This is a genomic window from Streptomyces sp. NPDC021356, from assembly GCF_040641015.1.
Classification (GTDB): Bacteria; Actinomycetota; Actinomycetes; order Streptomycetales; family Streptomycetaceae; genus Streptomyces.
This window is the reverse complement of the sequence record NZ_JBFACU010000019.1, coordinates 69,683-90,377: the sequence shown is the minus strand read 5'-3', so window position 1 is coordinate 90,377 and position 20,695 is coordinate 69,683. Positions and strand designations below refer to the sequence as shown.

The 20,695-nt window shown below is 73.0% G+C and carries 15 protein-coding genes; 12 read left to right on the top strand and 3 right to left on the bottom strand.

Annotated features, from left to right (window positions below; all coding sequences use genetic code 11):
* Positions 1 to 463 precede the first annotated feature (463 nt).
* From AB0G56_RS25200 to AB0G56_RS25175, 6 genes are all read left to right on the top strand, one after another.
* Positions 464 to 1,948, top strand: a complete 1,485-nt coding sequence (locus AB0G56_RS25200; protein WP_360972985.1) for a glycoside hydrolase family 3 protein — start codon at positions 464 to 466, stop codon at positions 1,946 to 1,948.
* Positions 1,949 to 2,254: 306 nt separating this feature from the next.
* A complete protein-coding gene (locus tag AB0G56_RS25195) occupies positions 2,255 to 3,286 on the top strand; it encodes a phytanoyl-CoA dioxygenase family protein (RefSeq protein ID WP_360972983.1) in 1,032 nt (343 codons plus the stop codon).
* Positions 3,283 to 4,614, top strand: coding sequence for a DUF6271 family protein (locus AB0G56_RS25190; RefSeq protein WP_360972981.1), 1,332 nt, complete (start codon positions 3,283 to 3,285; stop codon positions 4,612 to 4,614). Before AB0G56_RS25195 ends, AB0G56_RS25190 begins: the two co-directional genes overlap by 4 nt.
* Positions 4,611 to 5,819, top strand: coding sequence for a type III PLP-dependent enzyme (locus AB0G56_RS25185; protein WP_360972979.1), 1,209 nt, complete (start codon positions 4,611 to 4,613; stop codon positions 5,817 to 5,819). Before AB0G56_RS25190 ends, AB0G56_RS25185 begins: the two co-directional genes overlap by 4 nt.
* 1 nt (position 5,820) lies before the next feature.
* Positions 5,821 to 6,354 (top strand): GNAT family N-acetyltransferase, encoded by a 534-nt coding sequence (locus tag AB0G56_RS25180; protein ID WP_360972977.1) that lies wholly within the window; start codon positions 5,821 to 5,823, stop codon positions 6,352 to 6,354.
* Entirely contained in the window at positions 6,351 to 7,673 is a 1,323-nt protein-coding gene (locus AB0G56_RS25175; protein WP_360972975.1) for an MFS transporter, read from the top strand. The genes AB0G56_RS25180 and AB0G56_RS25175 overlap by 4 nt, the downstream gene beginning before the upstream one ends.
* Positions 7,674 to 7,704: 31 nt before the next feature.
* On the opposite strand, the gene AB0G56_RS25170 is transcribed toward AB0G56_RS25175, so the two are convergent.
* Positions 7,705 to 11,661: a glycoside hydrolase family 2 TIM barrel-domain containing protein gene (locus AB0G56_RS25170; RefSeq protein WP_360972973.1), complete on the bottom strand. Its 3,957-nt coding sequence runs from the start codon at positions 11,659 to 11,661 to the stop codon at positions 7,705 to 7,707.
* 639 nt (positions 11,662 to 12,300) lie between these two features.
* Between AB0G56_RS25170 and AB0G56_RS25165 the strand changes: the two genes are divergently transcribed.
* The 4 genes from AB0G56_RS25165 (at position 12,301) to AB0G56_RS25150 (ending at position 15,851) form a co-directional block, all read left to right on the top strand.
* Entirely contained in the window at positions 12,301 to 12,813 is a 513-nt protein-coding gene (locus tag AB0G56_RS25165; RefSeq protein WP_360972971.1) for a hypothetical protein, read from the top strand.
* A gap of 192 nt (positions 12,814 to 13,005) precedes the next feature.
* Complete coding sequence (locus AB0G56_RS25160) at positions 13,006 to 14,022, top strand: bile acid:sodium symporter family protein (protein WP_360972969.1); 1,017 nt, start codon at positions 13,006 to 13,008, stop codon at positions 14,020 to 14,022.
* Positions 14,023 to 14,195: 173 nt separating this feature from the next.
* A complete protein-coding gene (locus tag AB0G56_RS25155; RefSeq protein WP_360972967.1) occupies positions 14,196 to 14,567 on the top strand; it encodes a DUF6355 family natural product biosynthesis protein in 372 nt (123 codons plus the stop codon).
* A 141-nt stretch (positions 14,568 to 14,708) separates the two neighbouring features.
* Entirely contained in the window at positions 14,709 to 15,851 is a 1,143-nt protein-coding gene (locus tag AB0G56_RS25150) for a Ku protein (protein ID WP_360972965.1), read from the top strand.
* 62 nt (positions 15,852 to 15,913) lie between these two features.
* Here the strand turns inward: AB0G56_RS25150 and AB0G56_RS25145 are convergent, their stop codons facing one another.
* The gene (locus AB0G56_RS25145; protein WP_360973097.1) at positions 15,914 to 17,356 is read right to left on the bottom strand and encodes an oxygenase MpaB family protein; all 1,443 of its coding nucleotides are present in this window, start codon (positions 17,354 to 17,356) and stop codon (positions 15,914 to 15,916) included.
* A 65-nt stretch (positions 17,357 to 17,421) separates the two neighbouring features.
* Positions 17,422 to 18,150, bottom strand: coding sequence for a polyprenyl diphosphate synthase (gene uppS, locus AB0G56_RS25140; RefSeq protein WP_360972963.1), 729 nt, complete (start codon positions 18,148 to 18,150; stop codon positions 17,422 to 17,424).
* A gap of 277 nt (positions 18,151 to 18,427) precedes the next feature.
* On the opposite strand from uppS, the gene AB0G56_RS25135 reads away from it, so the two are divergent.
* Both AB0G56_RS25135 and AB0G56_RS25130 read left to right on the top strand, forming a co-directional pair.
* Positions 18,428 to 18,919: a MarR family transcriptional regulator gene (locus AB0G56_RS25135; protein WP_360972961.1), complete on the top strand. Its 492-nt coding sequence runs from the start codon at positions 18,428 to 18,430 to the stop codon at positions 18,917 to 18,919.
* Complete coding sequence (locus tag AB0G56_RS25130; RefSeq protein WP_360972960.1) at positions 18,916 to 20,637, top strand: MFS transporter; 1,722 nt, start codon at positions 18,916 to 18,918, stop codon at positions 20,635 to 20,637. Before AB0G56_RS25135 ends, AB0G56_RS25130 begins: the two co-directional genes overlap by 4 nt.
* Positions 20,638 to 20,695: the final 58 nt, after the last annotated feature.

The following is a 20,695-nucleotide window of genomic DNA, read 5'->3' as shown; positions in this document are numbered from 1 at the left end:
GCGCTCCCGCGACGTGCCCGTGGCACACCCGCGCGGGGCTTCGGCCGCGAGGGCGCGCGCCGCGGCGCGGACTGCCGCGAGGGACAGCGCCGGAAGGCAGCCGGGGCGGACGGCCGCACCGGTCGCACCGGACGGTGCGGCCGCCTTGACGTCGGACAAAAGTCTAGGCCAAGCTCCCCGGTGAAGGTCTACACCAATCGGTGCCGGATCCCGGGTTCGCGGCGCGCGGCGAGCCGGCGGGCCGGCACCGGGGGGCGTATGCCGGCGCATCACCTGAAGGAGGGGGACTGCCGCGCGTCCGCGACGAAGCCGTGCGCGCACGGCCCCCGGTGGACACCGGGCGGCTGCCGACGCCCGGGCCGCGTCCCGTCCGGGGCTCTGTTCCCGGCCCTTCATCTCACCCCGCAAGGCAAGGCTGTGCGCGCGGTCCGAGCGACGGCGCCGCGAAAGGATGACGCCCCCGATGACCATGAGTGCCACCGGCAACGAGTCCCTCGCCCGCGACGCCCTCGCGGTGCTGCAGCCGGGATTCGCCGGCACCACCGCGCCCGAGTGGGTGCACCGCCGAATCGGCGAAGGGCTGGCCGCCGTCGCCCTGTTCGGCCGCAACGTCGCCTCTTTCGAGCAGGTCGCCGAGCTGACGGCCCGGTTGCGCGCGGAGCAGGACGACCTCCTGGTCGCGATCGACGAGGAGAGCGGGGACGTGACCCGGCTGGACGTCCGCACGGGTTCCGCCTTCCCCGGCAGCCACGCGCTCGGGGCCGTCGACGACCCGGACCTCACCCGGCGCGTCGCCCGCGAGCTGGGCCGCCGCCTCGCCGAGTGCGGCGTCAACCTCAACTGGGCGCCGTCCGCCGACGTCAACGCCGACCCCGGGAACCCGGTCATCGGCGTGCGGGCCTTCGGCGCGGACACCGACCTCGTGGCCCGGCACACGGCCGCCTACGTCGAGGGCATGCAGGCCGCCGGTGTCGCCGCCTGCACCAAGCACTTCCCCGGCCACGGCGACACCAACGTCGACTCGCACCACGCGATACCGCGCATCGACGTCGACGAGGACACGCTGTACAAGCGGGAACTGGTACCGTTCCGGGCGGCCATCGAGGCCGGTACGCGTGCTGTGATGAGCGCCCACATCCTGGTCCCCGCACTGGACCCGGAGCGGCCGGGAACCCTCTCGCGGCGCATCCTCACCGAGCTGCTGCGCGGCGAACTGGGCTACGACGGCCTGATCGTGACCGACGGCATCGAGATGCAGGCGATCTCGCGGACGTACGGTCTGGAGCACGGGGTCGTGCTGGCCATCGAGGCGGGCGCCGACGCCATCTGCGTCGGCGGCGGGCTGTGCGACGAGGGCACGGTGCTGAAGATGCGCGACGCCCTGGTGGCCGCCGTCCGCTCCGGCGAACTCCCCGAGGAGCGGCTGGCGGACGCCGCCGCCCGGGTGCGGAGCCTGGCCCGGTGGACGGCCCGGGCGCGCCGGGACGCGGACGTCCCGGCCGACCCGGAGGTGGGCCTCGTCGCCGCCCGCCGCGCCCTGGCCGTCATTGGCACGGGGGCGGCACGCCCCGTCGACGCGCCCGTCTACGTCGCCACGTTCAACCCGGCGCCGAACATCGCCGTCGGGCACGAGACGCCGTGGGGCGTCGGCGCCGCACTGGAGCGGCTGCTGCCGGGCACCACGACCGGCACCTTCACCGGCCCGGACGCGGGTAGCGCGGCCCTGGCGGCGGCGGACGGGCGCCGGATCGTCGCGGTGGTGCGCGACGAGCACCGCCACGCGTGGATGGGCGCGGGCCTGGACGTACTGCTCGCCGCCCGGCCGGACACGATCGTGGTCGAGATGGGCGTGCCCCAGTCCCCCGCCCGCGGCGCCGTGCACATCGCCACGCACGGAGCGGCCCGCGTGTGCGGGGTGGCCGCCGCGGAGCGCATCGTCGCGGGCTGACGACGGAGCCGGGCGCCACGGGCACGCGGGCCGCGGACGACGGCCCAGGGTCGGTCATCGGGCGCGCCGGGAGCCCGGCGCGAAGGGCGGTACGGACTTCCGTGCCGCCCTTCGCCATGCCCGCCGACTCGGACCGTACACACGCAACGACCGGCATTTCAGCGGCACTTGCGGGCAGCTTCGGCAGACTCGCGTTGACAGCACAAGTGGTCTAGTCCAACTTGAGAGGGCCTCAGTTCGATCACCGCGCAGAGCTGAGCCCCGGCCGCTCGGCCCCTGAAGAACCACACGCCCTGGAGAGATTCCATGCCGGCATCCACCCCCTATCTGCACCGCGCTCCCTCGGCCCGCCCCTACTTCAGCTCGGACGGCGAGACGTACCTCGCCTCCACGCCGCTTCGGGACATCGAGAAGTCCCGGCCGCTGCGGGTGCTCTCCGAGGAGGACTTCGCCTTCTGGCAGACCTACGGGTACGTCGTCGTGCGCGACGCCGTCTCACCGGGCGCGGCGAAGAGCCTGCTGGAGTTCGCCTGGGAGTTCCAGGGCCTGGACCCCGACCGTCCCGACACCTGGTACCAGGAGCGCGAGTTCCGTTCGGACCTGGACCGCGACCTGCACGTGTACGGCTTCGTCGAGGCGTACCACCACCAGCTCCTGTGGGACAACCGGCAGACGCAGCGCGTCTACGACGCCTTCGTCGACGTCTGGGACTGCGAGGAGCTGTGGGTCACCCTCGACCGGCTCAACCTCAACCCGCCCAACCGGGGCAACCGTTCGCGTTCCCTGATCGCGCCCACCGACGAGGGCTTCGACATCGAGCTGCACTGGGACGTCGACACCACGCTCGGTGTGCTGCCGCAGCGGGTGCAGGGCATCCTCGCGCTCAACGACACCGACCCCGCCCTCGGCGGCTTCCAGTGCGCGCCCGAACTGTTCAAGCGGTTCGAGGAGTGGCGGATCGGCCAGCCGCGCGACCGGGACCCGATCCGGCCGGCGGTCGACCGCACCGAGTTCCCGGTGGTGCGGCCCGACCTCCGCGCCGGTGACCTGCTCATCTTCAACGGTCTGCTCGCCCATGGCGTGGCGCCCAACGTCTCCGAGCAGGGGGTGCGTGCCGCGCAGTACCTGTCCATGATGCCCGCGCTGGAGGAGCACGAGGAACTGCGGCGCTCGCGCGTGGAGTCGTGGCGCACCCTGAGCACGCCCGACTGGAACCCGACGCTGCTGGGCGACGCCGATCGGCCCGAGGCCGACCGGTACGGGCCCGCCACCCTCGACACGCTGGGCCGCAAGCTGCTCGGACTGGACTCCTGGAGCGGACGCGAGGGCGCCGCGTGACCCGGGCGACCGCACCCGAGCGCATCTGCCTGGCCCTGCCCACGAACCGGGCGTGCCAGGCCACCCTGAGGGCCGTCGCCGACGAGGCCGCCTACGCGGTGCGCCGCTTCGGGGTCGAGGTCCACCTGCTCGTCCTGGACTCCAGCGACGCGCGGACCCGCGCCGAGCACGCCCGGGTCATGGCCGCGCTCCCCGCCGTGCCGGGCGTGGTCGCGCACCACCTCGACGAGGAGCGGCAGCGCGCCTTCCTGCGGCGCGCGATCGGACGGGCCGCCCTCGCCGAGCCCGACCGGCTGCTGTCCCTGATGCTGCCGGCCGAGGTCTCCTACGGGGCCTGCACCAACCGCGCCTTCCTGATCGCCGCCGCCCTCGGCTGCCGCTCGGTGCACCGCAGGGACTCCGACAGCGCCTACCAGATGCTGGACGGTGCTCCCGTCTTCCCCGTCCACCACGAGGTGTCCGCGCTCGGCCGGCCCGCCGCGCAGGTGTCGGACGACGTGACCGAGACCCTCCTGGATCCGGCTCACGCCGGGCGTCCCGTGTCGATGGCCGGTGCCTCCTTCGTCGGTGAACTGTCCGTGGACATCGGGGAGATGGCCGAGCTGGACGAGGCCGTGTACCACGAGGTCGTGAGCCTGTGGGCGCCCGGGCACTGGTCCGCAGAACGCAAGCGGGAGCTGGTCGAGGAGTCCTTCCGCGGGGCCGGGACCGCCCCGTTCACCGCGGACCGCTCGACGCTGACCCTCGTCGACCCCATGCGGGTGGACATGTGCAACATCAGCTTCAGCCGCGAGGTGTACGAGCGGGTGCCGCTGCCCCCGGCGACCAGCACCATCGGCAGCGACTACTTCCTCATCCACCTGGTGCACGACGCGACCCTGCCGGGTGTGCTGCACAACCGGCACATCGAGAACTTCTACACGCCGGAACGGCGCACGGACGAGGGCTTCCACGACTACCAGAGACGGTTCGTGAAGTTCCTCCTGTCCATGCTCTACTTCCACGACGTCTACGACCGGATGGCCGCTGCGGGCCCGTCCCTCCTGGACGCCGACCAGCACGTCCGGGCGGACGTCGTCGCCGCTCACCTGCGCGCGAGCACCGGCCTGGACCGGGCCGAGAACCGGTGGCGCCTGGACCGTGTCGACACCGCCTACCGCAAACTCGGCGGCCGCTACGAGACGTTCGCCCAGTCACTGGAGGCGGACCGCGAGCGGCTGCTGGACGAGGCCGAGCGCGACATCGAGGAGTTCGCCCTGCTGACCGACTCGTGGGCGGCGCTGGTGCGCGCGGCCCGCGGCGACACGATCGGGAGTACGAGCGGGTGAGTACGGACGTACCGGCGCGGCTGGCCCGCGCACTGGCCGCCGCGGACACGGACCGCCTCGTCTACGATCTCGCCGGCATCAGTGGCCAGTACCGCGCCCTGCTGGACGAACTGCCCGGCATCCGCGTCCGGTTCGCGATGAAGGCATGCCCGGTCGACGAGGTGCTGCGGTGCCTGGTGGGCGAGGGCGCCGGCTTCGACGCGGCGAGCCCCGCCGAGATCACGCAGGCCCTGGCCGCGGGCGCCCCGGCGGAGCGGATCCACTACGGCAACACCGTGAAGTCCGACGCGGGCATCGCCGAGGCCCACCGCCTGGGCGTACGCACCTTCGCCACCGACAGCGAGCAGGACGTGGCGGCCGTCGCCGCGCACGCGCCCGGCTCACGCGTCTTCTGCCGCCTCGCCACCAGCGGGGAGGGCGCGTTGTGGGGGCTGAGCCGGAAGTTCGGCTGCTCCGGCGAGGACGCCGTCCGGGTGCTGGAGGCGGCGCGCGCCGCCGGGCTGGTCCCCGCGGGCCTGTCCGTGCACGTCGGTTCGCAGCAGATGACCTCCGAGGCCTGGCAGGACGCGTTCGACTCGCTCGCCGAGGTGATCGCGGCGCTCGCCGGGCGGGGCATCGCGCCGGACCACGTCAACCTCGGGGGCGGCCTGCCCGCCCAGGGCTATCTGGACCGGCACGGCCGCGAACTCGTTCCCCCGCTGGACAAGATGTTCGCCGTCATCCGGGAGGGGATGGACCAGTTGCGGCAGGTCGGCTCCCGGCCCCTCGATTTCGTCATGGAACCCGGCCGCCACCTGGTGGCCGACCACGGCGCAGTCCGCGCGCACGTGTACCGCCTGACCACGCGGCGGCAGCCCGGCGGCGACCTGGCGCGCTGGCTGTACCTCAGCTGCGGCAAGTTCAACGGGCTCTACGAGATGGACCAGCTCTGCCACCGGCTGGTCTTCCCCGGCCACGACGGCCCCCGGGTGCCGGCCGTCGTGGCGGGTCCGACCTGCGACAGCGACGACGCCTACGGCGCGCAGGGCCACCGCACGCCGGTGCCCGAGGACCTGGCCTCGGGCGATCCGGTCTGGATCCTGTCCGCCGGCGCCTACGCCACCAGTTACATGACCCAGGGGTTCAACGGGTTCAGCCCGCTGCCCTGCGCCTGGACGCGGCCGGCGCCGGACGCCGCGGCCGACTCCGTGAAAGGGGCGTGCTGACGTGGGGCACCCGCCGCGCATACGCGCCGTCGCCGACACCGACTGGCCCGCCGTCGCCGCCCTGGAGGCGGCCGCGTACGCCGGGACGGCCCTCACCGAGGGGCAGGCCGCGCTGGAGTCCCGGGGCCGGGCCTCCCCCGAGACGTGTTTCGTCCTCGACCTGGGCGACCGGATCGCGGGCTACGTCCTCGCCCTGCCCTATCCGGACTCCGCCTTCCCGGACCTGAGCACGCCGGAGCAGGCCCCCCACCGCACCCGCAACCTCCATCTGCACGACCTGGTCGTCGGCGAACGCGTCCGCGGCCGGGGCCTCGGCCGCCGGCTCGTGGACCACCTCACGGCCGTCGCGGCGCAGCGGGGCTACGAGCGGATGTCGCTGGTCGCGGTCGCGGGCCTGGAGGGCTTCTGGCGCCGGCAGGGCTACCGGCCCCGCCATGACGTCGAGGTCCCGCCCGGCTACGGCCCCGATGCACTGTACATGTCAATAAGGCTGCCCGCGGGCAGACCCTCGAACAGGAAGATGGCGGGCCGATGACGGCGCACCCCGTCCGTGACGAGTCGAACCGCGCCAAGTGGGCCGTCGCGGCACTGTTCTGCTTCCTCGGCTTCCAGTACGCCACCTGGACCTCCCGGCTCCCGGCCCTCAAGAGCAGGCTGGACCTGTCCGAACAGGAGCTGGGGCTGCTGCTGATGGCCTGCGGGGTGGGGGCCGCGGTCTCCTTCCCGCTCGTCTCCCACCTCATGCGGAGGCTGGGCTCACGGCGGCTGTCCCTGGTCTCGGGCCTGTGCCTGGCGCTCCTCCTCGTGGCCCTGTCGAAGGCGCCCGACTACCCGGTGGCCCTGCTGATCATCTGCTGCGACGGTGTGGCCGTCGGCGCGCTGAATGTGGCCATGAACGCCCAGGGAGCCGCGCTGGAGAAGCGCTACCGGCGCACCGTGATGTCCCAGCTGCACGCGACGTTCAGCGCGGGTCTGCTCGGCGCCGCGCTGCTGGCCTCCGGGGTCAGCCTCGTGACCGGCGCCGTCACGGCGCACTTCGCCGTGGCCGTCGTCCTGCTACTGCTGTTGCTCGCCTACGCCCGCCGGGGCCTGCTCGACGAGGCCGGGCAGAGCCCGCCGGGCGAGCCGAAGACGCCGTCCGGGGACAAGTCCGGGGACAAGGACGCCCGCCGCCGCAGGGGTCTGACCCTGCCCGGGCGCGCGACCCTGTGGATGGGCTGCGCCATGGTGTTCGGCACCATCACCGAGGGCGCCATGAACGACTGGTCCGCCCTCTACATGAAGGAGATCGCCAAGGCGTCGGCGAGCGTCGCGCCCATGGGCATCGCCGTCGTCTCGGTCATGATGCTGCTGGCCCGCGTCTTCGCCGACCGCTGGCGCAGCCGCTGGGGCGACGGACGTGTCGTCCGCGTCGGCAGCGCCGTGGCGGGCATCGGACTGGCGCTGGCCCTGGTGGCCGGGGGCGTCGTGCCGACACTGCTCGGGTTCGCCTGTGTGGGCCTGGGTGCCGCCGCCGTCACCCCGTGCGTCTACGTGGCCGCCGCGGCCCGCGGTTCCGACGCGCTGGCGCTGGTGGCCGCCATGGGAACCACCGGTCTCCTGATCGGGCCCGCCCTGATCGGCTTCATCGCGGGCTGGACCGGTCTCGTGCCGGGCATGGCCGCGGTGGCGGTCTCGGCCCTGATCGTCTCCCTGGCCGCCACCCGCATCCGGTGGAGCACCCTCGCGGGGACGGCCGAGGAGCCGCCGGGCGCCGCGCCGCACCCGGCGGCCACGGACCGCCCCGCCGACGCGCAGGACCCGGCGGCCCGGGAGGAGCCGGCCGGCGCGGAACACCCGGCAGCCGCGGAGTAGCGGCTGCCGTCCGTCCCGGCCGCGCGGCGTGTCACTCCTCGAACGTCCCCGCGGTCGGGCGGCGGGTGGCCGCGGTCGCCCCCCGCACGGCGGTGAGCGGACGCAGCCGGTAGGTGTAGCTGTAGTCGCGGTCGGCGAGGAGTTTGTACTCGTCGTGGGTGTGCGCACCCCAGCTGTTGTCCCCGCCCACGCCCATCTGGCGGTGGTTCAGCCGCAGGACGACCTCCTCGCGGGCGGTGAGCTGGTAGTCGTGGCGCGCGCCGACCGACAGGTCCTCCGGGGTGAAGTGCGAGGCGTTGAACTCCAGCAGCGGCTCCCCCGAGGCGAGCAGGCCGTGGCCGTCGCCGTCGGTGAGCGCGACCCAGCGGACGTCGGTCTTGTTGCCGTTCTCCTGCGGCCGGATGTAGGAGGTCCACTGGCCCGAGACGGTGCCGGAGTACAGGCCGACGTCGGTGCCGTCGTTGCGGTCCCAGTGGTTCTCCTCCGGGCCCCGTCCGTAGTAGTGCAGGTGCTCCAGGCGGCCCGGCAGGAACAGCAGCGTGCCGACCTCGGGGATGTAGGGCAGGCTCGCCGCGCCCGGGCGCAGGGTGTTGTCCACTTTGATCTCGGCGTTGCCGAACACCGTGTAGGTGGTGGTGTACGCCGACTCGACGGTGGTGGGCAGGGTGCCGCTGACCCTGATCTCGACGGCCCGGTCGCGCAGGGCCCGTACGCCGACGTCCTGCACCGTGCGGCGGCTGCCGGCGTCGCGCCAGGTCTGGTTGCGGGTGTGCTGGCCGTTGCCCCGGTCGTTGTCGGTGGGGGCGCGCCAGAAGTTGGGCGCCGGCCCCGAGGTGATCAGCCGGCGGCCCGCGGCCTCGTACGACGTGATGACCCCGCTGCGCTTGTCGACGGTGACGGAGAAGCCCCTGCCGGTGACGGTGACGGTCGTGTCGCCCTCGTGGTGGCGCAGGGCCGGGACGCTCTCCAGCGGTGCCGGGGTGAGGGCGGGGCCGCTCACGTCGAGCGGGAGCTGTTGCCTGGCCACCTCGAAGCCGGCCTCGGCCCACGGTGTGGACTCCTTGGTGGTGAAGGAGAGTTCGAGGAAGTACTCGGTGCCCGGTGCCGGGCGGGCGGGCAGCCGCAGGGGCACGGTGATGTCCTTCCGGGAGAGCGGCGCCACGTCCGTCTGGTCCCGGGTGAGCCTGCCGCGGCGCACCACCTCACCGTCCGCCACCAGCGACCAACTCGCGTCGAACTCGGAGATGTCGGTGAACAGGTACTCGTTGGTGAGCGTGATCGCCCCGGCGGCGGAGACCGCTGCTCCGCCCGAGGCCGGTGCCGCGTTGATCGCCTGGTAGACGCGCTTGATCTCGGCGGCCTTGCCGGTGTGGCCGCGGTCGGCGGTCACGATGCCGTCGGCCTGGAAGTTGCCGTCGTTGGGGTTGTCGCCCCAGTCGCCGCCGTAGGCGAGGAACGTCCGCTCCTGGGGCCGCTCGCGCCCCACGGCGGCGGTGGCGGCGTCGAACCACAGCCGCACACCCTCGTCGCCCGGGCCGCGGCCGTCGGAGGCGAGTTCGGCGGCGGTCAGCGCGCGGGCGTGCACACGTGCCCGGCGGATGGTGCCGCTGAACTGCCGGGTCGAGTTGTCGACGTCACCGCCGAGGGCCAGCGGCGCGGTGTTGCTGCTGGGCCGCACCGTCGTGGTCCGGGTCGCCTTGACCGCACCGTCGACGTGGAGCGTGAGGGTGCCCGCCTCGGCGTCGAAGACACCCGCGACGTGGTGCTCGGTGCCGGTCCAGCCGGCGGGCAGCGCCCAACCGGCGGTGACCCACTGCCCGGCCCCGTAGATGAAGAACTCCAGGTTGCCGTTGGTCTGCTTCAGGGCGTACTGGGTGTCGCCCTTGGCCACGAGGGGCTGGTGGTAGCCGGTCACGCGCGGGGTGATCCACGCCTCCAGGGTGAGGGATCCCGTGAGGTCGAGGCTGTCGTCGCGGGGGAAGACGGTGGTGCCGGAAACACCCTTGGCGCGCTCGAAGCCGGCGCTGGGGTCGATCACTTCGCCGGTGAGCGCGCGGGGGCCGGTCTCGGTGAGCGAAATACGGGCGGGGGTCGGCCAGTTCAGCGACTGGTCGACGAAGTCCCAGATCCAGCCGCCTTGCAGGACGTCGTGGCGGCGGACGATGTCCCAGTACTTCTTGAAGTTGCCGTTCGAGTTCCCCATCGCGTGGCAGTACTCGATCATGACGTACGGCCGGGTGTCGCCGGTGTCCTTCGCGCGGGCCTCGACCCGGGTGGGGCTCTCGTACATCGCGGAGCGGATGTCGCTGATGCCGGGGCGGTCGTCGCCCTCGTACTGGATGACCCGGGTGGTGTCGTAGGAGCGGATCCAGTCGTGCATGGCGACGAAGGTGCTGCCGCCGCCCGCCTCGTTGCCGAGCGACCAGATGACGACACTGGCGTGGTTCTTGTCCCGGTGGACCATGTTCTGGGCGCGGGCCACGCAGGCCCGGGTCCAGTCGGCGTGGTCGCCCGGGTACTGGCCGCGGATGCCGTGCGTCTCCAGGTTGGTCTCGCCCACCAGGTACAGGCCGTACTCGTCGGCCAGCTCCAGCCACTGCGGGTTGTTGGGGTAGTGGGAGGTGCGGACGCTGTTCATGTTCATCCGCTTGATGATCTTGATGTCCTCGATCATGTCCGCGCGGGTGAGCGCCGTGCCGCGGGCGGGGTGCATCTCGTGCCGGTTGGTGCCGCGGAAGGAGACGGGCTTGCCGTTGATCCGCATCAGCCCGTCCTTGAGCGCGAACTCGCGCAGACCCACCCGGTGCGAGAGGGTCTCGATCACCTTTCCGGCCGGGTCGCGCAGGCGCAGTACGGCGGTGTAGAGCTCGGGGTGCTCGGCCGACCACAGCCGGGGGTCGGGGACGGCCCTGGCGGCCCGTACCGTCACGTCCTGGCCCTCGGGGACGGAGCCGAGGTCCGCGCTCTGCTCCAGGGGACGCGGCCAGACGGCGTGTCCGCGCCGGTCGTAGAGCTGCGTCTCGACGGTGTACCGGCCGGCGCCCGCGCCGCCGTAGGCCCGCACGCTCGCGGTCACCGACAGGTCGGCCGCCGTGCAGTCGTCGCGCAGCGGCGTCTCCAGCTTGAAGTCGCGCAGGTGGACTTCGGGGGTGGAGTAGAGGTAGACCGAGCGGAAGATCCCGCTCAGCCGGATCATGTCCTGGTCCTCCATCCAGTCCCCGTCGGAGTAGCGGTAGACCTCCACCGCGATCTGGTTGCGGCCCGGCTGGAGGTACGGCGTGATGTCGTACTCGGCGGGCGTGTACGAGTCCTCGTGGTAGCCCGCCAGTTTTCCGTTGATCCACACGTAGTGGGCCGACTTGACCCCCTCGAAGTGCAGGAACGTCCGACGTCCCGTCCAGGTGCGCGGCACGGTGAAGGTACGGCGGTACTGGCCCACGGGGTTGTAGCGGGTGGGGGCGGCCGGCGGCTGCGGTTCCTCGCCGAGGCCGTTGGGACCCCAGTACGGGTAGGTGATGTTGACGTAGACCGGGAAGTCGTGGCCGTGCATCTGCCACACGGACGGGACGGGGATGGTGTCCCAGGAGGAGTCGTCCAGGTCGGTGCGGTAGAAGGTGTCGTCCCGTGTGCCGGGTCGGTCGGACCAGGAGAACCGCCACCTGCCGTCGAGACTCAGCCGGTACGGGGAGCGGGTGCGGTCGGCCGCCAGGGCCTGGGCGGTGTCCGCGTACGGCATGAGCGTGGTGTGCGGCGGTTCGGTCCCCAACTGGAAGACGTCGATGTGACCGTTCCACTCGGTGCCCGTGGCCGTGACGCCCGGTGCGGGGGTCGCGCCGGGGGCGGGGGCCGTCGCGTAGGCGGGCGACGGCAGCGACGCCGAGGAGACGGCGAGCGCGCCGAGGACGGCCGCTCCCGACTCGAGGAGACGGCGGCGGCTGACGACCGCCCGGGCGGGGCGGTCCGTGCCGGGCACGTGCGGGTGCTGCATGACCATGGCCTTCCTCGAGACGGACAGGGGGCCACCGCGGAAATGGCGGGGCGCCAGCCGCTGTCCGATGCTGTTGGTAAACCGAACACGAGCTTTCGTTGGCCGTCGCGTCGACGACAGGAGCAATGTCGGTATGTCGAACGGAAGTTGATGCCGGAACAGATCACTACTGCTGGTGACAGAGGTGGCGGTGGAACCAGGCACACCCTAGGACCCGCGCGCAACCGAGGCAATGATCCTGTCGGACTGTGTTTGTTCTTGATGAACGGGCGGCGCGACCCCGGGCCGGACCCGCGCGGCGTCAACGTCACGCAAGGGCAATTCACCCGCAGAGGTGAGGGATGCGCGCGACCGAGACGGGTCTTCCGGCCTGTTCCGGGCCCGCGCCCCGGCCGCCCCGGAGCCACCCCCGTCGCGGGCGTCACCCGAAGGACACCGGCCCCCCGGTGCGGGCGGCGGCGGGTCCGGTACGAGCCGCGGTTCCCTCGCACGTGCCGGTGAAACCGGCGGCGCCACATTGACCGAGACGGACACGCCGCCGCTGTTCACCCTCGGGGGGTTGGGGTTTCCTTCCCGTGGCCCGCCATTCCCCGGAATGTCCCGCCCGCGCGAACCACCCAAGGACAGGGAACGATCACCATGCGCATCCGCAAGAACCTGGCCCTCGTGGCCGGCCCGGCGATGCTGGGCAGCAGCCTGCTCCTCCTCTCCCCGGCGGGCAGCGCCGCCGCGGCCCCGGCGACCACCGCCCTCACCCCGGCCGAGCACACCTCGGCCCGGCCCGCGACCGGACTGGAGTGCGGACGCAACTGGCCGCACCACCAGTACCGCAGGGGCGGCGTGACCGGGGCGTACACCGCCTTCCACCTGTGCTGGGACAACCGGCACAACGCCCGGATCGACTACTCCTCCTCCTACGTCAAGGACACCCGCACCGACCGTCACAAGGCCTACGTCTACGTGCACTACCAGAAGGTCATCGAGCGGCACTGGTCCTGGAAGTGGTCGGGCCCCGAAGCCGGGGCCGGCCCCCAGCGGGGCAAGGTCAAGCACTTCCAGTGGGGCAACTCCTCCGTGCGCAACGTGGCGGTGGCGGTCTGCGCCGGGACCAGGGCCCCCTGGCAGTCCGGCCACCACTGCAAGCTGGTCTGAACCCGGCGGCGGCCGAGCGACAGCCGCCGGAACCCGGCGACAGCCGAGCGGCGGGTGGCGCGGACGATGGTCCGCGCCACCCGCTCACGTGCGCACGCGCGCGGCCGTCACGGCCGTCACGGAGACGTCGCCGGTGTCCGCATGCCGAGACAGCTTTGCCACATAGCGATACATGGCATTTACATGCATCTTATGCGCAGCTCAGAGACCCCGACCGCAGCCACCGGCACCGCCGCGAGCGCGGCCGGCCCCACCCCCGCGGACCGCGCCGCCCGCCGGGCCGTCACCGTCTTCCCGGTCCTCGTCATCGCCGCCGGCGTCGCCGGGCTCCTGCTCCCCGGCACCTTCGCCGGATACGGCCCCGACGTGCCCTACCTCCTCGGCGTGATCATGTTCTGCATGGGTCTGACCATGTCCCTGGAGGACTTCAAGGGCGTGGCGCGCAGGCCGTGGGTGGTCCTGCTGGGCCTCGTCGCCCACTACGTGATCATGCCGGGACTCGGCTGGCTCATCGCGCACGTGCTGCACCTGTCCCCCGCGCTCGCGGCGGGCGTCATCCTCGTGGGCTGCGCGCCCAGCGGCACGTCCTCCAACGTGGTCACCTACCTCGCCCGCGGCGACGTGGCCCTGTCGGTCTCCGTGGCGACCGTCTCGACCGTCCTCGCACCGCTGCTGACCCCGCCGCTGACGCTCCTGCTCGCGGGCCAGTACCTGCCCGTCGACGCCGGGTCGATGGTCACGGACATCCTCAAGACCGTACTGCTGCCCGTCATCGCCGGGGTCGTCGTGCGCCTGGTCGCGGGGCGGTACACAGGCCGGGTGCTCGGCGCGATGCCGTGGCTGTCCTCGCTCGCCATCGCCGCGATCGTCGCCGTGGTCGTCGCGGGCAGCGCGGACGCCCTGAAGTCCGCGGCCCTCACCGTCTTCCTCGCGGTCGTGCTCCACAACGGCTGCGGACTGGCCCTCGGCTACGGCTGCGGACGGCTCACCCGGCTCGGCCGCCCCGCCTCCTGGGCGATGGCCTTCGAGGTCGGCATGCAGAACTCCGGACTCGCCGCCTCCCTCGCCACCGCGCACTTCAGCCCGCTGGCCGCGCTGCCCGCCGCGGTCTTCTCCGTGTGGCACAACATCTCCGGCGCGCTCGTCGCCGCGTGGATGGCACGGCGCACGACCCGGCAGACGCGGGAGGCGCACGCCGCCGGCGCATGACCCTCCCGCCGCCTCGCGCGCCTCGGGGCGCCGCGTGACGGTGTCCGGATCCGGTCGTTGGACCGGCCGGACACCAGAACAGAGCAGCAGCCGGTGGCCGGGCCGCCCGCGCGAGTGAGCGGGCGCGGGACACGGGGCCCGTCCGGCCGACCGCGCTGCCGAGAGGACCTCCGTTGACGTCACGTGACCCCTCCCCCACGCCCGGGCCCCGCCGCCGTTCCCGGCTGATCGGCCTGGCCGTTCACGCGGCCGCCTGTCTGCTCGCCTGCACGGTCACCGCACCGGCCCAGGCGGCCACCGCACCGGCCGGCCGCCGCCTGCAGAACTGCGGCTGGAACGAGGCGGCCCAGGGCGAGCACGCCTACTACGAGCACTGCGCCACCGACACCGACGTGTGGATCCAGGTCACGCGCCTGTTCCGGGGCAAGTACCACCGGTGTGTCGGTCCCGGCCGCACCAACCTGGACGCCGACGCGACGGGCGCCTGGTACGACAGCACCTACCGGGGCGGGCTGTGCTCCCACCCCGGGGACACCGGCCCCTGACCCGCGGCTCGCCGCCACGCCCGGCACGGCCCGCCACGCTCGACGCGCGCGGCGGGCGTCCCGGTACCACCGTGGAGCACGAGCGGGGCCGCGCGGGACGCGCCCGGCGGTGCGGTGGCAGGCGCGGGACGGGAGTGCGGCATGGCTCGGGCGATCTGGACAGGCGTGATCACGTTCGGGCTGGTCACGGTGCCGGTCGGGCTGTTCACCGCGACCGAGGACCACACCGTCCACTTCCACCAGTTGCAGCGCGGCACCTCCGACCGGATCCGCAACCGGCGCGTCAACGAACGCACCGGCGAGGAGGTCGGCAGCGACGACATCGTCAAGGGCTTCGAAGCCGGTGAGGGAGAGTACGTCGTCGTCGAGCCGGACGAGCTGGACGACATCGCGCCGGGCCGCTCCCGGACCATCGACATCAGTGACTTCGTCGGCCTCGACGAGATCGAGCCGGTGTACTTCGCCCGCACCTACTACCTCGCCCCGCGCGGCAAGGAGTACCTGAAGGTCTACGAGCTGCTGCGGACCGCGCTGGAAAAGGCGGACAAGGCCGGCATCGCCACCTTCGTCATGCGCAGCAAGCAGTACCTGACCGCCGTGCGCGCGGAGGACAAGGTCCTGGTGCTGCAGACCCTGCACTGGGCCGACGAGGTCCGCGACCCGGAGAAGGAACTGCCGGAACTGCCCTCCGGCCGGGCCGGGCGGGGCAGGGAACTCGACATGGCGGTCCAGCTGGTGGGCGCGCTGACGAGCCCCTGGGACCCGGCCCGCTACCGCGACACCTACCAGGAGAAGGTCCGCGAGCTGGTCCGGGCGAAGGCGGAGGGCCAGGAGATCACTCCGGCCGCGGAGCCACCGCGGGCGACCAACGTGGTCGACCTGATGGACGTCCTGCGGGGCAGTGTGGAGCGGGCCCGCTCCGGATCCCGGTCAGGGTCCAGGTCCTCGCCGGAGACCGGGGACAGGCCCGCGCCGGGGACTCGAGGCAAGTCCTCGCCGGAGACCGGGGACAAGTCGGCGTCGCGGGCCGGAAGCAAGCCCGCGTCGCGGGGGCCTGCGCCGCGGACGGGGAACAGGTCCGCCTCGGGCTCCGCGTCCAGGTCGGCGCCCGGCTCAGGATCCAGGCCCCGGGGCAAGAGCGAACTGCACCGGCTGAGCAAGGCCGAGCTGTACCGGCGGGCCGCCGACGAGGGCCTTCCCGGCCGGTCGAAGATGAGCCGCGACCAGCTCGTCGACGCTCTGTCCGGCGGCGGGCGGCGGCGTAAGAAGAAGGCTGCCGCCTGATCCCAGGGCCGCCCCCGCCCTCCCTCTCCCGCCCCCTGCGGGCCGACGCCGGACCTTCCCTCTCAGGAATCGGCCAGTAGGGAGTCGTAGGCACGCGATCGCCTGCGGCCCGCCATGAAGGAGAGGAAGTCCTGCACGAACGCACCGCGCGAGTACGTCGCCTCGCCGTCGGGCACCTCGCGCCGGAAGGCGGTGCGGAACAGCGCCCGGTACTCGTCCGCGTCGATGCTCTGGTCGCCGTCGGCGTCGGTGACGTCGAAGAGGACCTCGGCGACCCGGATGAGCGCGGGGCCGGCGAGGGTGGGCACGGCGGCGGCGTACTCCTCCTTGCTGACGCGCCCGTCGCCGTCGGTGTCCAGGGCGGACTGCAACTCCCGCCACCAGGCGGCGTACGCGTCGTAGAGCCTGGTCTCCTGCGGTTCGTCCAGGTCGAGGCGGCCGGCCACCTCACGGGCCATGGCGGCGAGGTCGGGCCAGTCGAGGTAGCCGTCCCCCGTCTGGTCGAGTACGGCGTCGAAGAACTCCTCGGCACCGCGCCGGGAGCCGGTGGGCGGGGGCGGACCGGGCTGCGCGGGCACCGGGGTGACCAGCCGGATCAGGGCACCGGCCCGCTTGACCCCGTCGCGCACCGCCGCGACCGTCCGGGCCCGGGGGTCGTCGCTGTCCGGGGTGAGGGAGAGCAGTTCCGCCAGCCCGTCCGCGCGGAGCCAGCCGTCGGGCAGGAAACGTGCCAGGCCGACGGCCAGATAGGCGCCCTGGGTGAGGGTCTGGGCGCCCGGGATCTCGGGCAGGCCCGCCCGGCGGCGGAACGCTTCGGGCAGGGAGGCCACGGTGATGGTGCCGATGACCGGCCCGGCGAGGGCCCGGCCGGCCGCCCAGACGGTGGGCAGACCGTCCAGGAGCGGTGGTGCGGGCAGGTGGTCGAAGAGCTTGTACAGGATGATGCGCAGCGCTTCCGTGTTCTCCAGTTCCTCCTCCACCACGCGGTCGTAGTACTGCCAGAACTCGTGCAGCGTGGGCGGCAGTTCGCCGGCCTCGTCACCGAGGGCCGCCAGGAAGCCCTGGTACTCGGCGTACAGGCGCTCCATGGTGGTCTGTTCCAGCGGCTGGCCGCTGAGCCTGCACATGGTGACGGTGCTCTCGAACAGGGTCGCCGCCACCCACGCGCGGACATGGGGGTCCATGGCGTCGTAGGGCCGGTCGCGGGCGTCGGTGCCGCTGAGCCGCGCATGCATCCGGTTCAGCCGGGCCGCCTCCCGTAGCCGCACCTGCTCGTCGGCGCCGAACATGCGCTGCAGGCTGCGGAAGGTGTTCCACAGGCGCCGCCAGGGATGGGCCACGAACACGGAGTTGTCGATCAGGGCGGCGCCGATCTGCGGGTGGGCGGCCTCCAGCACGGTCGCCCGGATCATGGCAAGGGCCCAGCGCGGGTCGTCGAAGAACTGGTGGAACTGCGAGCCGGGACCGAAGAGCGGCGGTGTGCCGGCGTCCTGGCCCTGCCGCACGGGACCGTCCTCGCCGACAGGCGTCCTGGGGCCGGGGCTGTCCGGGGGGCGGGGGGTGGCATCGGTCACGGTCGGGGTTCTCCGTTCGCGTTCGGGGTGATGCCGCCGAAGCGGCGGTCGCGCTGCTGGTAGCTGCGCAGGCACTCCAGGAAGTGCGTCGCGCGGAAGTCCGGCCAGAGCACCTGCGGGAAGATCCACTCGGCGTAGGCGACCTGCCAGAGCATGAAGTTGGAGATGCGCTGCTCACCGGAGGTGCGGATGACGAGATCGACGTCGGGGGTGTCGGGGAAGGGCAGGTGCGCGGCGAACTCCCGCTCGTCCACGGCCTCGGCCGCCACCCCGCTGCGGATGAGTGACCGCGCCGCCGCGACGATGTCGCCGCGCCCGCCGTGGTCGAACGCCACGGTCAGCGTCATGCCCCGGTTGGCACCGGTCAGCGTCGTCAGGTCGTCGAAGTCCCGGGCCAGGGGGGACGGGATCCGGGAGTCGGCCGCGCCGAGGAACCGGCAGCGGATGCCGCGCGCGAGCAGCAGCGGCGCGTGCTTGCGCACGACGCGCCGTACGAGGTGCATGAGGAAGTCGACCTCGGTGTCCGGGCGCCGCCAGTTCTCCGTGGAGAAGGCGTACAGGCTGAGCCACTCCACCCCGGCGGACCGGGCCGCCTCGATGACCTCGATCACCGTCGTCTCGGCCGCGCGGTGCCCCGACGTGCGCGGCAGCGACCTCCGCGCCGCCCAGCGGCCGTTGCCGTCCATCACGCAGGCGACGTGCCGCGGCACGCCTCTCGTCGTCACGCGCGCACCCTCCCCCGCACGGCTTCCCCCCTGTCGTGGGGCGCCGGCGGTCCGGCCGGCCCCTCGTCCGACAGGCAGCAGGGTGGCCGACGGCGGGCACGGACACGCAGAACTCCGCGCGCATTCACCCGTTCGGGGGGCGCCGAGGCTGCGGGGCGCGCTCCGCGAACACCGCCCCGACGCCCTGTCGCCCCACCGCCGCAGGATGTTTGCTTCACCGTACACATAGATGCATAATGCGCCTATGCATAAGCGGGTTATGGAATCTTCCGGGGGCATGGAGCCTTCCCGGGATGCGGCCTCCTCCTTTGCGGAGGTGTCCGCCGAGGACCTGAACATCGCCGTGGAGCAGATGGTCCGGTACGTGCGCCAGAGCGCCACGGCCGGAGGCCTGAGCACCGCGGCCTCCTCCGCGCTCGGCCGGCTGGGCCGCGAGGGACCGCAGCGGCTGACCGAACTGGCCCGCGCCGAGAACGTCTCCCAGCCCAACATGACCCAGCTCGTCACCCGCATGGAACGCGCGGGCCTGGTCCGGCGCACCGCCGACCGTACCGACGGGCGAGGCGTCCTCGTGGAGGCCACCGACACCGGACTCGAGGTGTTCCGGCGGCGGCGGGCCGAGCGCACCGGCGCCCTGGAGCAGCTCGTCGAGGAGCTGACCGAGGCGGAACGGCACGCCGTGCGGATCGCCCTGCCCGCCCTGGCGCGCGCGATCGCCGAGACCCGCCCGACCGCCAGGACACAGAAGAGTGGAGAGATGCGGAAATGAGTGCGCCGCACGGAAAGACAGCCAGTCCGTTCCGGCAGCCGAAGGCCGTCTGGGCCGTGGCGTTCGCCTGCGTGATCTCGTTCATGGGCATCGGTCTGGTCGACCCGATCCTGCCCGCCCTGGCCGAGAGCCTGCACGCCACCCCGAGCCAGGTCTCCCTGCTGTTCAGCAGCTACCTGATCGTCACCGCGGTCGCGATGCTGTTCGTCGGCTGGTTCTCCAGCCGCTTCGGCGCCAAGCGCACCCTGCTCACCGGCCTGGCCGTCATCGTCGTCTTCGCCGCCCTGGCCGGCTGCACCGGCTCCATCGACGGCATCGTCGGCTTCCGCGCCGGCTGGGGCCTGGGCAACGCCCTGTTCATCGCCACCTCGCTGGCCGTCATCGTCGCCTCCGCCAGCGGCGGCTTCGGCGGCGCGATCATCCTCTACGAGACCGCGCTCGGCCTCGGTATCGCCGTCGGCCCGCTGCTCGGCGGCGAACTGGGCGCCGTCAGCTGGCGCGGCCCCTTCTTCGGCGTCGCCGTCCTCATGGCGATCGCCCTGGTCGCGACCCTCGCGTTCGTGCCCTCGCTGCCCAAGCCCGAGCGGCCCACCTCCCCCGTCGCCCCGCTCAAGGCGCTGCGCCACCGCGGTCTGCTGACCATGGGCATCATGGCCCTGCTCTACAACTGGGGCTTCTTCACCATGCTCGGCTACGCGCCGTACCCGATGAAGCTGAGCGCCCATCAGCTCGGGCTGGTCTTCACCGGCTGGGGCCTGCTGGTGGCCGCCTTCAGCGTCTTCTTCGCCCCGCGCCTGCAAGCCCGCTTCGGCACCGCACCGGTCCTGTACGCCAACCTGCTCGGCCTCGGCATCGTGATGGCCGTCATCGCCGCCGGCGTCAGCACGCCCACCGTCGTCATCGTCGCCGTCATCGTCAGCGGCGCGTTCATCGGCATCAACAACACCCTCACCACCCAGGCCGTCATGCTCGTCTCGCCCGTCGAGCGCCCGGTGGCCTCCTCCGCCTACGGTTTTCTCCGCTTCATCGGCGGCGGGCTGGCCCCCTTCGTCGCGGGCAAGCTCGCCGACGCCACCGACCTCAGCGTTCCCTTCTATCTCGGTGCCGCGACCTTCCTGGTCGCCATCCCCGTCCTCGCCGGCGGACACCGCCTGCTGCGCCAGGCCGAGTCGCAGACCGGTGAGGGAGAGCCGGTGACGCCGGCGCTCACCCCGGTGGGCGGCCCGGCCCCGCGCGGCACCCGGCCGGTCATCGTCGCCGTCGGCGCCCACGGGCGGGCCGCCGCCATAGTCGACGCCGCCGCCCGCATCGCCCGCGAGAGCGGCAGCCCCCTGGAGGTCGTGCACGTGGAGGAGACGGCCGTCGTCGAGGAGCAGGCCGTCGACACCGAGCCCCACGAGCAGGCCCGGGCCGCCGTCACCGCCCACCTCGACCGGCTCGCGGCCACCGGGGTGAGCGCCGCCGGGCAGATCCTCGGCAGCGTCGGTGACCACGCCGCCGCCGGTCGCGCCCTGGCCCGGCACGCCTCGGAGGTCCACGCCCGGGTGGTGGCCGTGGGGCGCTCGCCGCGCGGCCCCGTCGCCCAGTTCACCGACGGCAGCTTCACCACCGCCCTCACGCACGCCGCCGACTGCGCCGTCGTCCTCGTCGACACCGATAGCGCACCCCGCGAGCTGACCACCGCCACCCTGGCGGAGCTGCGCGACAGCGTGGTCTGACACCGCCTGCCCACTCTTCGCGGGCCGCGGTGCACGAGGGTGCGCAGCGGCCCGCGAT

Excerpts from the sequence above, each read along its gene's own strand:
- AB0G56_RS25160 (WP_360972969.1), top strand. The coding sequence starts at position 13,006 with ATGCGCAGCTCAGAGACCCCGACCGCAGCCACCGGCACCGCCGCGAGC.
- AB0G56_RS25150 (WP_360972965.1), top strand. The coding sequence starts at position 14,709 with ATGGCTCGGGCGATCTGGACAGGCGTGATCACGTTCGGGCTGGTCACG.
- AB0G56_RS25135 (WP_360972961.1), top strand. The coding sequence starts at position 18,428 with ATGGAGCCTTCCCGGGATGCGGCCTCCTCCTTTGCGGAGGTGTCCGCC.
- AB0G56_RS25175 (WP_360972975.1), top strand. The coding sequence starts at position 6,351 with ATGACGGCGCACCCCGTCCGTGACGAGTCGAACCGCGCCAAGTGGGCC.
- AB0G56_RS25195 (WP_360972983.1), top strand. The coding sequence starts at position 2,255 with ATGCCGGCATCCACCCCCTATCTGCACCGCGCTCCCTCGGCCCGCCCC.
- AB0G56_RS25165 (WP_360972971.1), top strand. The coding sequence starts at position 12,301 with ATGCGCATCCGCAAGAACCTGGCCCTCGTGGCCGGCCCGGCGATGCTG.
- AB0G56_RS25130 (WP_360972960.1), top strand. The coding sequence starts at position 18,916 with ATGAGTGCGCCGCACGGAAAGACAGCCAGTCCGTTCCGGCAGCCGAAG.
- AB0G56_RS25170 (WP_360972973.1), bottom strand. The coding sequence starts at position 11,661 with ATGCAGCACCCGCACGTGCCCGGCACGGACCGCCCCGCCCGGGCGGTC.
- AB0G56_RS25200 (WP_360972985.1), top strand. The coding sequence starts at position 464 with ATGACCATGAGTGCCACCGGCAACGAGTCCCTCGCCCGCGACGCCCTC.